This is a genomic window from Pseudoalteromonas sp. J2K-J031 (assembly GCF_058197095.2).
In genome coordinates, this window is the sequence record NZ_CM200279.1 from 802018 (window position 1) to 816066 (window position 14049).

A 14049-nucleotide genomic window follows, 5' to 3' on the forward strand; every position below is an offset into this window, starting at 1 on the left:
TTAGCTCTGAATATTTTTAGCCAGCGACATCGGGTAGTCTCGCTCGAACGCCAATTGTTGAGCTGTTTGCTCAATTTGCTGATCAGTAAAGGATTGCGTAATTGCAAAATAATGGCCCACTTTGGCTGCTTTTTCGCTAAGTTCGGCACATAGCAGCTTTTTATCGATTAAATCTTGCAAAATTGCATCGCTAGCAGACAGTGCCGATGACGCTTTGACTATTTCAGCGCGAGCATAACTAGGGGCTTCAAAAGAGACACTCGCTGCGCGTAGGGTGGGATCTTGCCCTGGGATCTGCTGGGCGCCATAAAGTGGTTTCCCCGCAGGTTTTGCAGAATCAAAGCTTGGCATAAATTGCGCAAAATGATGAATAGACAGTTGTGTTCGTTGATGAATATCAACTTGTTGCCACAGATGGCGCGCTTTATTGAGTAATTTAGTGGGTAATAGAGGCTGAGCGCTATCTTGGTTATTTTTCACCAAGCCATCTTTAAATAAGGTGATGTCTTGCGTCATGCCATGTAGTTGAAAATAGCCATCCGGATAAGGTGTTAATTGCGCCATGCCATTTGGTGTGCCGCGCTCACCTAAAATAATCACTTCAGGCCATAGCCCAATGCAATCGGGCCATTTGGCAACATATGCAGCCTTAAACTCCACCATTCTGTTTCTTTTAAAACCAAGCATGTCATCAATTTCGCCCGTTTGATAACCGGCTGCATTAATCAAATAGTCAAACTTTAATGTTTCGTGATTGGTTTGAACCGACCATTGGTTTTCAATTCGGCGAATCGACTGTACTTGGCTGTTGAGCTTGAGTGTACAGCTTGGCAGTTGCCCTGCGGCCAAGGTAGCAATGGCAGCTAAGCGAAATGAACTTAAGCCGTATTCTTGCACTAAAATAACAGGCCATTGTAATTGAGATAAATCTAAATTTTTAGCAACGGGAATAAGCCAGTCACCTAAAGTGTTTATTTTAAGTGGGAGATGCTGTTTTGCCAGTTGTTCAAGATCTGCTTGTTGATAAATTTTGTAATAATCACTCGGTTTACCAAGTACTTGATTGCTTGGATCTTGTTCTATCAATTCTTGGTAATACTGCTGTAATTTTTGTAGGCGCGGTAAATAGTCGTTAACGTTGCCTTTATCTCGCTTTGGCAGTGCGATAACGGTTGGGCGAATATTGGCACTTTGCTGGTAGACTTTTAATGTATCAATTGATTGTTTTAATAATGTAAGGCATTGTTTATCTGAGATTTCGCGATACAAATTGCCCCCAGCATGCAGGTGGCAAATGGGTGGGCCATTCACTAGGCTTGGCCCTTGTTCAATTAAAGTGGTCGCAATACCTAATTCGGCAAAGCGTAATGCGATGGTTGAGCCTGCGATACCTGCACCGATAATACCGATGTGACTGGAAGTTGATGAGGTAAGTGATGCGTCATTAGATAGCATAGTTTTTACTTAAATGGCCCAAAGAAACGGGCGCATTTTAGGTGAAAACGACACTCATTTCACCCTCAAATTTATTATGGGTATTAGCTTAATGCTTTAATTGCACCGTTAATACCCTCTAAAGTGAGCGGAAACATTTTTTGTTGCATCAATTGTTTTATCACGCCAATTGAATGATAAAAATCCCAGTGTTGCTGTGGCTGAGGGTTGAGCCATACAACTTTATCAAAATGCTCCGTTAAGCGATTAAGCCATACCTGGCCCGCTTCTTCATTCCAATGCTCAACACTGCCACCAGGATAGGTGATTTCATAAGGGCCCATGGTGGCATCGCCAACAAAAATCACTTTATAGTCTTTGCCATATTTATGCAGAATATCGAAGGTCGAAAGGTTTTTATCGCGCCGACGCTGATTATCTTGCCAAACATGTTCGTATACGCAATTGTGAAAATAAAAGAATTCGAGATGTTTAAACTCACTGTGTGCGGCACTAAATAATTCTTCGCAGGTCTGAATGTAATCATCCATTGAGCCACCGACATCAAAAAACATCAACACTTTAACCGAGTTTCGGCGCAGCGGTTCCATTTTTATATCGAGCATGCCGCCTTGTTTTGCCGTCGCGCTGATGGTGTCATTCAGTGCGAGCTGGTTTGATGCACCGCTTCTGGCAAATTTACGTAGCTTTTTTAAGGCTAGTTTCATGGTGCGTGAGGAAATATCCGCTTGGCTATCAAAGTTTTTAAACTCGCGTTGATCCCACACTTTTACCGCTTGGCGTTGGCGGTTTTCGGCTTGGCCGATGCGGATCCCTTCAGGATTATAGCCATACGCCCCAAATGGTGAGGTGCCGCCGGTGCCAACCCACTTGTTGCCGCCAGCATGGCGTTTTTGTTGCTCTGCTAAGCGCTCTTGGAGTGTTTTTAACAGCGCATCGAGGCCTCCAAGGGCTTTGATTTGTTGTTTTTCGGCTTCTGATAGATTTTTTTCAAACTCTTTACGCAACCATTCATCAGGTAAATTCGCAGCTTGGTTGAGTAAATTAACCACATCTAATTGCGCTATGCCGTTAAAGTATTCAGCAAATGCTTGGTCGAAACGGTCAAATAAGCTTTCGTCTTTGATTAAAATGATGCGTGCTAATTGATAAAAATCGTCCATATTAGCAAAGGCTACGCCTTGCTCAAGAGCACGAATTAAATCGAGTAACTCGCGCATACTGACTGGTAGCTGATATTTTTTGAGTATTAAAAAAAATGAGATAAGCATGGTATTAGCGTTTACGGCTCATAAATGCGAGCTTTTCGAGCAGGCTGATATCTTGCTCATTTTTAAGTAGTGCGCCAAACATGGGCATTAAACCACCTTGGTGTGATTTATCGTTTAATACTTGTGGGTCAATGTCCTCTGCCATTAATAACTTTAGCCAATCAAGCAGTTCACTGGTTGAGGGCTTTTTCTTTAAGCCGTTGACATCGCGCAATTCAAAAAAGGCTTCAAGCGCTGCACTGACTAATTTTTGTTTTACATTAGGATAATGCACATCAATGATTTGTTGCATTTGCTCTGCGGTTGGGAAATTAATGTAGTGGAAAAAACAACGTCTTAAAAATGCATCGGGCAGCTCTTTTTCGTTATTAGAAGTAATAATCACAATTGGACGCTGAGCCGCTTTAACACGCTTTCCAGTTTCATAAACGTGAAACTCCATTTTATCGAGTTCAAGCAGTAAATCGTTTGGAAATTCAATATCGGCTTTATCTATTTCATCAATCAGTAAAACAGGGCGTTTATTGGCACTAAATGCTTGCCACATTTTGCCTTTAACAATGTAGTTATTGATATCGTGAACACGCGCATCGCCAAGTTGGCTGTCACGAAGACGAGACACTGCATCGTATTCATATAAGCCTTGTTGCGCTTTAGTGGTTGATTTGATGTGCCACTGGATGAGCTCGGTATCGAGTGCTTTTGCGAGTTCCTCAGCGAGCATCGTTTTACCTGTACCAGGTTCGCCTTTAATCAGTAACGGTTTTTCTAATAACATCGCGGCGTTAACCGCTAATTTTAATGGTTCGCTGGCAATATAATTGGCTGTGCCGTTAAAGGACATGACAGAATCTCTCAAGTGGTCTGATGAGAATATCATCCCATACTCATGCAAAAATACCAACAGTTTGCAATTATAAACTCGACTCCGGCGGTGTTTGTTGGCAAAAGTGTTTTGGGATTTTTCTCATCCTCACTCTAGTTGCTTCTTTCACTAATACACATTCGCCTGGTTTGATACTTTTGTCTTTTTGTACCACCGAAAAGTTGCCTTGAGTCACGCTACTTAATTGATACTGATAAGCGTTATTGTCACCTTCAAAAGCAGCGCTAATTATGCCGGTAAACAAAGCGCCTATAATTGAACCTGCAACCATATCACCGGTATCGCCATCTAGGTTTTCAATCAATCCAGCGGCGCCGCCTATTGCGATAGCTTCAGGTACGTCGGAATCGAGTTTTACATGGGCAATCGAATCAACGCGAGCATAATACTGTTTGATCACTTTATTTTGGTCAGCGCGATCAATGCCTTGATTAGCACATCCTGCAAACCAGCTAACCATTAATAAAAGGGGAAGTGATTTTTTCATGAGCAATTCTCTTTAAGGTTTTCTAAAGTGTAGAGAATTGCTTTGTAGGCTTCTGCAGGAAGTCTGTTGGAAAATGTCAAAAACTGTTAGTGCGTACCAAGTGTTTTTGTTGATGGGGTGAGTAATTTAAAACGAGGAACGATTTGACCATTTATCTCGACTGTTTCGCTAAACATGGTTAAAGGCCTAGCCCAAATACCAAACTCGCCATACAGCGCTTGATAAATTACCAAGGCTTCTTGAGTTTCGCTGTGGGTTGCTACAGCGAGTACTTGATACTCTTGGCCTTTGTAATGCTGATATAAACCTGTTTGGATTGTCATGTTTTTTCCTTTTGTTCAGCCTTTAGGCTGGTTTTCGCTTTCATGGCGCTATAAATCTCAGTGTGTGCTGAGTTATACTCTAGCTAATTTTGGCACTGTGGCCTGTAATGAGAATTCATGAATTATATACCGTTAGAAGAACATAAACACGCGTGGGTATTTCGCCACAAAGATTTACCGATTAATCCCGACGATCTGGCGTTAATTAAGCCAATGACCGAAGCGCGCGCTGCAAATGTGTGGACTACCTTTATTAGCCAAGAGCAAGATCACCCCGATTTTTTTACTGAAAAAGATTGGCTTGGCCAAAAGTCGACTTGGCTTGAAACCGTTAATTGGGAAAACGCTTGGGAAAAAGAAGGCTCCGCCTTGCCTGATGAAGTGTTAAGCCATTTAGCGTGGGATAATAATACGACAGTGTATTTTTGTTTATCGCGTAATAATGTGATTGAAACCCGTTGGGATGTGTTTGTGCGTTGTTGGCAAAACTTTTTGTTTATGAGTGATGGCGTGATTTTATTGGGTAAAAAACGTCAACAAGTGGCTCAGTTTATGGCTAACGGCACGGTTAAATTAGGGCAAAAGTCAGCTTAGCGACAAAAATTTTCACTGCGGACTTTGCTATGGTATAAAAACACAGCAAATTTAAAAAGGAAATGCATTGTTAGAGCAACTAAATCAGCAATCTGAATTATGGCAAGATGTTGAAAAGCATCGGTTGCATGCTGAGTTGTGTAATGCATTTTATGCGCGTGAAATACTAAGACTTAGCAAAGAGCAAAATAATGCAAAAGTGTGCCGTATTTTAGCGAGTTTACCTTTTTATATTGAACGTGCTGCGGTGCATATTTTAGCGGGTAATAGCCCGCTGCAGCTCGATAGCCAAAATGGCAGTTGGATAGCAAAACAAGCCGCGCATCCACCTGAAGTATCAGGCGAAAAAGTTGCTGATTATTATAAAAAGCATGCCAAAGTTGGTTTGATTGTACCAATCGTAGTGTGCAACGACGGTATCACTTTTGTTAAACTCGACAGCGTAGATGAAATTCAAATCAATAGCCTGCACTGCAATGAGCATGGTTGGTTTTCATTAAGTGGGCAAAGCCAAGATGATGCTGATTTTTTATTATTAAAACCGACTAAGGCATCGATTACAGCTGCGTGCTGTGGGCATGTATGGTTGCAGCAAAAACGAACTTCGCCTAGGCGATTAGCGCTTAGAGAAATGTTACTAGCAGCAAATTTAAATTGGCTTAACTTCGCCAAGCCGTTTATGGCCAATAGACGTTAAATACGGAGAATAATATGCGTCTTTTTCAACTGGCATTAGTGTGTTTGCTTGCCTTCATTCAATACAAATTATGGTTTGCCCATAATGGGATGAAAGATTACACACGTCTAAAATTGGCTGTAGAGGAGCACCAGCAAGTTAATGATAATTTAAGTAAACGAAATAAGTTGCTTAAAGCCGATGTTGAAGATTTAAAAGTGGGTCTTGATGGGATTGAAGAACGCGCACGAAATGAATTGGGATTAATTAAACCCGGTGAAACCTTTTATCGCGTCTTGCCTGGTAAACAGAAATAATGAAACAAATCAAAATAGCGGCCATTGTGCCCGCAGCTGGTGTGGGGAGTCGCATGCAAAGCGTGTTACCTAAACAGTATCTTAAAATTAATCAGCAAACCGTTTTAGAGCACACATTAAATAAACTGCTATCCGTGGCTGCCATTGAGCATATTTTGGTTGCAATTAGCCCAGAAGATGCATGGTTTAGTGACCTGCAATTGCATGATGAGAAAATTACCTCTACTGAAGGTGGCGCGCAGCGCGCTCATTCCGTACTTAATGCCTTAACCGTATTAAAAAAACAAGGGTTTGATTGGGTTTTAGTACACGATGCTGCTCGTCCTCTAGTCCAGAGAAGTGATATTGAGCTGCTGATAGCCAATTGTATTTCAAACCAAACGGGTGGGATTTTAGCCTCAAAAGTGAAAGATACCATTAAACAAGGTGGCCAATTCATTGACGCGACCATTCCTCGCGATGCACTTTGGCAAGCTTTAACACCGCAAATGTTTCAGGTTGATTTGCTTTTTGAGGCACTTACTAATGCTTTGAATGCAGGCTTTATTGTGACTGATGAAGCGTCTGCAATGGAGTACGCTCAACATCAAGTGATGCTTATTCCTGGGCGCTCAGACAACATAAAAATTACCACTCCTGAAGATTTAACTCTTGCTGAATTTTACCTCAGCTTAACGCGCAACTTGGAGGCACAATGATCCGTATAGGCCATGGTTTTGATGTACATCGTTTTGGCGGTGAGGGTCCGTTAACAATTGCGGGCGTAAAAATAGATTACCCTCAAGGATTTATCGCCCATTCAGATGGTGATGTGGCCATTCATGCATTATGTGATGCGATTTTAGGTGCTTTGGCATTAGGTGATATCGGTAAACATTTTCCTGATACGGCAAAAGAGTATGAGAATATCGATAGCCGAATTTTATTGCGTCATGTTGTATCGCTGGCAACCGAGCGTGGCTATCAATTAGGTAATGCTGATATTACGATAGTGGCACAAGCCCCTAAAATGCTGCCGCACATTGAAAAAATGCGCGCAATTTTAGCGACAGATTTAAACTCCAGCATTGAGCAAGTCAATGTAAAAGCCACCACAACCGAAAAGTTAGGTTATGAAGGGCGAAAAGAAGGTATTTCAACTCATGCTGTGGTTTTAATGATGAGCCAATCGGCATGATAGAATTAAATTATTTGTATGGAAAACCGCTTTCGCATGCTGATTTTAAAAAAGCACCAGAAGATTTTATGGTGGATGAAGTTTTAGGATTTGAGCTCAGTGGTGCGGGTGAGCATGTTTGTTTGCAGGTGGTTAAAAAAGGTGAAAATACCCAGTTTGTCGCTAAGTTGATTGCAAAACATGCTGGGGTTAATCCGCGTGATGTCAGTTATGCAGGGCTTAAAGATCGCCATGGGGTGTGTACGCAGTGGTTTAGTGTGCCAGTTCCTATTAAAACTGACATTGATTTTAGCGTGCTTAACAGTGAGACCCTGTTTATTGTGCAACAAGTAAGGCACCACCGAAAATTACGTACTGGTTGCCATCAAGCCAATAAATTTACCATTAGGCTGCGTAATGTTAGTGAGCCGCTTGACGTGTTTTGCCGCATTAATGCACTCAGAGCTGGGGTGCCTAATTATTTTGGCGAACAACGTTTTGGCCGTGATGGTCATAATTTAACGATGGCGCAGCGCATGTTCGCAGGTGAACGTATTCGTGATAAAAAACTGCGTGGTATAGTGATTTCTGCCGCGCGTTCCCATGTTTTTAATCAAATAGTCAGTAAACGTGTGCTTGAGCATGGCTTAGCCAAGACGATGCATGAAGAAGTGTTTTTACTCGATGGCAGTAATGCCTTTTTTAAAGAACCGATTAATAGCCGTAATTTAGACAGACTTGCCGCTAATGACATTGCGTTATCTGCACCTTTGATTGGTAAAGGTGATGAGGCACTTACGACACAAGAATTACTCTGGTTGGCTGATTTTCAGCTTTGGCGAGATGGTTTAATTGAGCTCGGTTTGAAAACGGAGCGTCGTTTATTGCGCTTAGTTCCGCAAGGTTTAACCATTAAGCAAGAAGACTCAGCGACGTTAGTTATTGAGTTCGCTTTAGCGAAAGGATGTTTTGCTACTGCCTTATTACGTGAGCTTGTGCTCTATCGTGACGCATCCCCAAGCCATAAAGAACAGGAAGAAGAACAATGAGAATTTTATTAAGTAATGATGATGGGGTTCATGCCAAAGGAATTGCGGTGTTGTATCAAGCGTTATCGCAAATTGCAGAGGTTGTGCTGGTGGCACCCGATCGTAATTGCAGTGGTGCCAGCAATTCCCTGACGCTTCTGAACCCGCTTCGTGCAACCACATTAGATAATGGCTTTATTTCAATTAACGGTACTCCTACCGATTGTGTGCATATTGCTTTAAATGAGTTACTTGATTTTGCACCTGATTTAGTGGTTGCGGGGATTAATAACGGCGCTAATTTAGGCGATGATACCTTGTATTCGGGTACTGTTGCTGCGGCAACCGAAGGGCGCCACATGGGTTTACCAGCGGTTGCTGTGTCTTTATGCTCTAAAGATGAGCAATATTATGAAACAGCAGCAGCCGTTGCGGTGAAAATCATTTCATCTTTAGCGTCTCATCCATTGCCAAAAGATCAAATTATCAATATCAATGTACCTGACATTCCATTAACACAGTTAAAGGGGATCCAGGTTACGCGCTTAGGTGCACGCCATAAAGCAGAAACAATGACCAAGCAAAAGGATCCATGGGGCCGTGATATTTATTGGTATGGTAGTTTAGGGAGTGAGTCTGATGCAGGCCCTGGCACGGACTTTTATGCAGTCAATCATGGTTATGCCTCTGTTACTCCATTAACTGTTGATATGACAGCAAAAGAGAGTTTAGTCGCAATGAATGAGTGGATTGGTAGCTTGGAGCTTAAGAGTGCTCAGTAACTACGATCGCAGCGCTCAGGCCTTGGCAAATAAATTATCGCAGGAGGGAATAACCAATCACTTGGTTTTAAAAGCGATAGCGACGACGCCAAGGCACTTATTTATAGATGATGTGCTCAAGCATCAGGCATATCAAAATACGGCGTTACCTATCGGGCTTGGCCAAACGATTTCGCAGCCATATATAGTGGCAAAAATGACACAACTGTTACTTGATGCTGGGGTCAAAGATAAGGTGCTTGAGATTGGCACTGGCTCGGGTTACCAAAGTGCTATTTTGGCGCAACTGTTTAAAGAGGTTTACTCAGTTGAGCGTATTAAGTCGTTACAGTGGCAAGCTAAAAGGCGTTTACAGCAGCTCGACCTTTATAATGTGATGATGAAACATGCCGATGGCTGGCAAGGTTGGTCAGTAAAAGGGCCTTTTAATGGGATTATAGTTACAGCCGCAGCAGCCCGCATACCAGAAGCACTTTTAACGCAGCTGGCAGATCAAGGAGTGTTAATTGCACCGATTGGCGAACAAGAGCAGCAATTAATGATGGTGCAGCGACAAGGTAACAACTTTATTTCTCATCAGTTTGAATCGGTCCGTTTTGTACCATTGATTGATGGGGAAATAGAATAAGCTCGTTATCTTGTTGCTTTATTTTGTTTTTTATCAGCAATTAATCATCTCGGGTTGAGGTTATTTAATACGGTGCTTAGTGGAAAATGACATGTAAGAATGCTGTCATTTTTATGTGTTCGACTTTTATATTTTGATTATCAAGAGTAGCTCGGTTATGCATCAAATCGGTTTAAAGGTTATGGATCGCACATGGTCTTCGCTGGTTTTTATTTATGAATAGTAGGTTTGTTGTATTGGCAGCTATATGTGCTTGTGGTGCTAAGGTAAAAAAAGGTAATACAGATCAATGTATTGAGTGGTCAACTTGGGGATTTGCCGCATTTGCGGTGTTTACCTGTTTAATCTGTTGTTAATTTCGGGGCGCACTTTGAATTTAAAGTTTACACAAACATTTATTCTAGCTTGTAGTGTCTTTATTTGGGGATGCACAAGCAGAACAACGCCAGCTCCCGTTTCAAATCTTTCATCTGGTCAGACTTCGTTACAACAAAAAATTCACCTTAGTCAAGGTCAGTATAAAGTCAGGCAAGGTGAGACTCTTTACTCTATTGCTTTTAGAGCAAATGTAGATTTTCGTGAACTAGCTAAAATCAACGCAATTAGCAGTCCTTATACAATTTACCCTGGTCAACTATTGCAATTAACGCCTACTCAGGAAAAAAATAAAAATGCGACAAAATACTCAAAAAAGATAGTTAAGTCTACAGTTTCGCAACAAAAAAATAACAAAAACTTACAAAAAGAGCTTGATCCCAAAAAACAAGCGGAGTATGGTCAAAAACAAGCCATACAAAAACAGTCATCTGAAACTGTGGTAAATGAAGCTAGTATTAAGTGGCGTTGGCCGGTAGAAGGAAAGGTCACAAATACTTTTTCTAATAAAGATAATGGCTATAAAGGATTGTTTATAACGAATAAAGCTAAAACGCCGGTTTATGCTGCAGCCTCAGGCACCGTAGTATATTCAGGTGATGCATTAAGAGGTTATGGACACTTAATTATCATTAAACATAATGACGATTATCTAAGTGCTTATGCACATAATGCAGCATTATTAGTGAAAGAAAAACAGGAAGTAAAAGTAGGGCAAAAAATAGCAGAGATGGGTAGTACAGAGTCATCCAGTACAGGACTTCGATTTGAAATTCGGTTCCGAGGTAAATCTGTTAATCCTGCGAAATATTTGCCTAGGCATTAGGGGCGCAAATCGTGTTGAAAGAGTAATAAAATTTACTTAACTTAGCTCGGGAGAATGCTTATGGTTCGCACAGTTAAATTAGAAGCGGTTACGGAGAATGCTATGGAAAGCAAATCTAAAAAAGTAATGGATGATGATATTCAAGATGACTTAATGGATGAGAATGAGGATCTTGATGATGTTGATACCATTGAAGACGAAGATGATGCTGATGAAGAAATCATCGCAAAAGAGGCGGTGGTTAAAAATTTAGATGCGACACAAATCTATCTTGGTGAAATTGGTTTTTCTCCTTTATTAAGTGCTGAAGAAGAAGTTTACTTCTCTCGAAAATCTTTAAAAGGATGCGAAGCATCACGTAAACGTATGATTGAAAGTAATTTACGTTTAGTGGTAAAAATAGCCCGTCGCTACAATAACCGAGGTCTAGCGTTACTCGATTTGATTGAAGAAGGTAACTTAGGACTAATCCGTGCGGTCGAAAAATTTGATCCTGAGCGTGGTTTTAGATTCTCAACGTATGCTACTTGGTGGATCCGCCAAACAATAGAACGTGCGATCATGAATCAAACGCGTACTATAAGACTACCAATTCACGTTGTAAAAGAGTTAAATGTATATTTACGTACTGCGCGTGAGTTAACGCAAAAGTTAGACCACGAACCAACAGCTGAAGAAATAGCCGAAAAATTAGACCGGCCCGTTGAAGATGTAACTAAAATGTTGCGCCTAAACGAAAAAATCACTTCAGTTGATACGCCAATTGGTGGTGATTCCGAAAAAGCTTTGTTGGATATCTTAGCCGATGAAAAGGGCGGTGGTCCTGAAAGTTGCATCCAAGATGAAGATATTCGCGAGAACATCGTTCATTGGCTTGAAGAGCTAAATGCTAAACAACGAGAAGTATTAGCAAGACGGTTTGGTTTGTTAGGCTATGAGCCATCTACCCTAGAAGACGTAGGTAAAGAAATTGGTTTAACACGTGAGCGAGTAAGACAAATACAAGTTGAAGCGCTGCGTCGTTTAAAAGAAATATTAATGCACCAAGGTTTAAATATTGAGTCATTATTTCAATAATATTGAAAATGCCTCGAAGGGTAATACTGCTCAGTTAATAAATGTTTAATTGTTCAGTTGACGATTCTTCTATAGATGTAACAATCCGATGAACTCACATGTCATCGGATTTTTTATGGAACTGCTAGAGGTGTTAGCGCGTACTTCAAGTAACCATTTTACCGAATTTTGATCATTAGCTGATATCATAGACCCCAAGATTGTCCATTCGTACTCAGCGTCTAATTGTTTAGCGCACCTTGCGCAAAATATAAATAATATATTCTTGCGATAAAAATATGCCGTTCACCTTAAGTGAACGACATTATCTCGAAGGGGATCTTTAATCTCAGGCTATTAGCCAATGCGTTTGTATTTAATTCGCTTAGGTTGAATAGACTCAGCACCAAAAGTTTTTTTCATCCACTCTTCGTATTCGGTAAAGTTACCTTCATAGAAATTTACTTGACCTTCATCACGATAATCGAGGATGTGAGTCGCAATACGATCTAAGAACCAGCGGTCATGCGAGATACACATAATACAGCCTGGAAATTCAAGTATCGCATTTTCAAGTGCGCGTAGCGTTTCTACGTCAAGATCATTGGTTGGCTCATCGAGTAAAATCATGTTGCCGCCAGCTTTTAATAGCTTGGCTAAATGTAAACGGTTACGCTCACCACCGGATAATTCTTTAACGAATTTTTGTTGGTCGTTTCCTTTGAAGTTAAAACGGCTCACATATGCGCGGCTTGGAATTTCAAAGTTACCAATTTTTAACATGTCTAATCCATCAGACACTTCATTAAATACGGTATTGTTTTCATTCATGTTACCGCGGAACTGATCAACCGTTGCTAATTGAACTGTGTCACCTAAAACAATGTCGCCACTATCGGCTTGCTCTTGACCACTTAGCATCCTAAATAGTGTTGATTTACCAGCACCATTGGCACCGATAATGCCCACAATGGCGCCTTTAGGGATGGCAAAGCTTAAGTTATCAATCAATAAACGGTTGCCATAGCTTTTACGTAAATTGCTAACTTCAAGTACTTTATCACCTAAGCGAGGGCCTGGTGGAATAAATAGCTCATTGGTTTCATTGCGTTTTTGGTAATCAGATTGTTGTAGCTCAGCAAACTGCGCCATACGTGCTTTTGATTTCGCTTGGCGACCTTTAGGATTAGAACGTACCCACTCAAGTTCTTGTGAAATTGATTTTTGACGGGCTTGCTCAGACTTTTCTTCTTGTTTTAAACGAGCGTCTTTTTGCTCTAACCACGAAGAGTAGTTACCTTCCCATGGAATTCCATAACCACGGTCAAGTTCTAAAATCCAACCTGCAACATTATCAAGGAAATAACGGTCGTGAGTAATAGCCACAACGGTGCCTTCATAATCATGTAAGAAGCGCTCTAACCATGCAACTGATTCAGCATCTAAGTGGTTAGTCGGTTCGTCAAGTAGCAACATGTCAGGTTTTTCTAATAATAAACGACACAGTGCAACACGACGGCGCTCACCCCCGGATAATGTGGCGATTTTTGCATCCCACTCAGGTAAGCGAAGGGCATCGGCAGCACGCTCAAGTACGTTGTCAATATTGTGACCGTCATGCGTTTGAATAATCGCTTCAAGCTCGCCTTGCTCTTTTGCAAGTGCATCAAAATCAGCACCATCAAGTGCGTACTCGTTATAAACTTCATCCAGACGCTTCAGTGCATTTTTTACTTCACTCACAGCTTCTTCAATGATTTCTTTTACTGACTTGCTTTCGTCTAGGACAGGTTCTTGAGGTAAGTAACCGATTTTAGTGCCTGGTTGTGGGCGTGCTTCACCTTCAAACTCATTATCTATACCAGCCATAATGCGAAGTAAGGTTGATTTACCTGAACCGTTTAAACCAAGCACACCTATTTTGGCACCTGGGAAAAAACATAAAGAGATATCTTTTAAAATTGTACGCTTAGGTGGCACAACTTTGCTCACCCGTGACATGGTATAAATATACTGAGCCATTAAAAATCCATTCGTGAATTATGAAATTAGCCGTATTTTAGAAGAAGCTGACATAAGGAGCAATGTTTGAAACGTAAATACAATTACTTATCCAAATTTATAACATTTAGTTACAATTAATGTCATTACGCTTATCAATCCATTATAATACTTTATAACTATTTTTC

General features: G+C 41.0%; 16 protein-coding genes. 10 read left to right on the plus strand and 6 right to left on the minus strand.

Annotated features, from left to right (window positions below; translation table 11 throughout):
• The 5 genes from AC3KZC_RS03650 to AC3KZC_RS03670 form a co-directional block, all read right to left on the minus strand.
• Positions 1 to 1455, minus strand: a complete 1455-nt coding sequence (locus tag AC3KZC_RS03650) for an FAD-dependent oxidoreductase (protein ID WP_490579108.1) — start codon at positions 1453 to 1455, stop codon at positions 1 to 3.
• Positions 1456 to 1538: 83 nt separating this feature from the next.
• A complete protein-coding gene (locus AC3KZC_RS03655; protein WP_490579107.1) occupies positions 1539 to 2726 on the minus strand; it encodes a vWA domain-containing protein in 1188 nt (395 codons plus the stop codon).
• A 4-nt stretch (positions 2727 to 2730) separates the two neighbouring features.
• Positions 2731 to 3570 carry an AAA family ATPase gene (locus AC3KZC_RS03660; protein ID WP_490579106.1) on the minus strand — a complete coding sequence of 280 codons (840 nt, stop codon included), beginning with the start codon at positions 3568 to 3570 and terminating at the stop codon, positions 2731 to 2733.
• 70 nt (positions 3571 to 3640) lie between these two features.
• Positions 3641 to 4099 (minus strand): hypothetical protein, encoded by a 459-nt coding sequence (locus AC3KZC_RS03665; RefSeq protein WP_490579105.1) that lies wholly within the window; start codon positions 4097 to 4099, stop codon positions 3641 to 3643.
• Between the two features lie 86 nt (positions 4100 to 4185).
• Positions 4186 to 4422, minus strand: coding sequence for a DUF1653 domain-containing protein (locus AC3KZC_RS03670; protein ID WP_490579104.1), 237 nt, complete (start codon positions 4420 to 4422; stop codon positions 4186 to 4188).
• A 117-nt stretch (positions 4423 to 4539) separates the two neighbouring features.
• Between AC3KZC_RS03670 and AC3KZC_RS03675 the strand changes: the two genes are divergently transcribed.
• From AC3KZC_RS03675 to rpoS, 10 genes are all read left to right on the plus strand, one after another.
• Positions 4540 to 5016, plus strand: a complete 477-nt coding sequence (locus AC3KZC_RS03675; RefSeq protein WP_490579103.1) for a DUF2947 domain-containing protein — start codon at positions 4540 to 4542, stop codon at positions 5014 to 5016.
• A gap of 67 nt (positions 5017 to 5083) precedes the next feature.
• Positions 5084 to 5713: a hypothetical protein gene (locus tag AC3KZC_RS03680; protein WP_490579102.1), complete on the plus strand. Its 630-nt coding sequence runs from the start codon at positions 5084 to 5086 to the stop codon at positions 5711 to 5713.
• Positions 5714 to 5727: 14 nt separating this feature from the next.
• Positions 5728 to 6009 carry a cell division protein FtsB gene (gene ftsB / locus AC3KZC_RS03685; RefSeq protein WP_490579101.1) on the plus strand — a complete coding sequence of 94 codons (282 nt, stop codon included), beginning with the start codon at positions 5728 to 5730 and terminating at the stop codon, positions 6007 to 6009.
• Complete coding sequence (ispD, locus tag AC3KZC_RS03690) at positions 6009 to 6707, plus strand: 2-C-methyl-D-erythritol 4-phosphate cytidylyltransferase (RefSeq protein WP_490579100.1); 699 nt, start codon at positions 6009 to 6011, stop codon at positions 6705 to 6707. The genes ftsB and ispD overlap by 1 nt, the downstream gene beginning before the upstream one ends.
• Positions 6704 to 7186 carry a 2-C-methyl-D-erythritol 2,4-cyclodiphosphate synthase gene (ispF, locus tag AC3KZC_RS03695; RefSeq protein ID WP_490579099.1) on the plus strand — a complete coding sequence of 161 codons (483 nt, stop codon included), beginning with the start codon at positions 6704 to 6706 and terminating at the stop codon, positions 7184 to 7186. Before ispD ends, ispF begins: the two co-directional genes overlap by 4 nt.
• Positions 7183 to 8214 carry a tRNA pseudouridine(13) synthase TruD gene (gene truD, locus AC3KZC_RS03700; protein WP_490579098.1) on the plus strand — a complete coding sequence of 344 codons (1032 nt, stop codon included), beginning with the start codon at positions 7183 to 7185 and terminating at the stop codon, positions 8212 to 8214. The genes ispF and truD overlap by 4 nt, the downstream gene beginning before the upstream one ends.
• Positions 8211 to 8975 (plus strand): 5'/3'-nucleotidase SurE, encoded by a 765-nt coding sequence (gene surE / locus AC3KZC_RS03705; RefSeq protein WP_490579097.1) that lies wholly within the window; start codon positions 8211 to 8213, stop codon positions 8973 to 8975. Before truD ends, surE begins: the two co-directional genes overlap by 4 nt.
• Positions 8965 to 9603 (plus strand): protein-L-isoaspartate(D-aspartate) O-methyltransferase, encoded by a 639-nt coding sequence (locus AC3KZC_RS03710; RefSeq protein WP_490579171.1) that lies wholly within the window; start codon positions 8965 to 8967, stop codon positions 9601 to 9603. The genes surE and AC3KZC_RS03710 overlap by 11 nt, the downstream gene beginning before the upstream one ends.
• Positions 9604 to 9973: 370 nt before the next feature.
• Positions 9974 to 10804, plus strand: coding sequence for a peptidoglycan DD-metalloendopeptidase family protein (locus tag AC3KZC_RS03715; protein ID WP_490579096.1), 831 nt, complete (start codon positions 9974 to 9976; stop codon positions 10802 to 10804).
• Between the two features lie 102 nt (positions 10805 to 10906).
• Positions 10907 to 11881: an RNA polymerase sigma factor RpoS gene (gene rpoS / locus AC3KZC_RS03720; RefSeq protein ID WP_490579095.1), complete on the plus strand. Its 975-nt coding sequence runs from the start codon at positions 10907 to 10909 to the stop codon at positions 11879 to 11881.
• Between the two features lie 336 nt (positions 11882 to 12217).
• On the opposite strand, the gene ettA is transcribed toward rpoS, so the two are convergent.
• Positions 12218 to 13882: an energy-dependent translational throttle protein EttA gene (ettA, locus tag AC3KZC_RS03725; RefSeq protein WP_490579094.1), complete on the minus strand. Its 1665-nt coding sequence runs from the start codon at positions 13880 to 13882 to the stop codon at positions 12218 to 12220.
• Between the last annotated feature and the right edge of the window lie 167 nt (positions 13883 to 14049).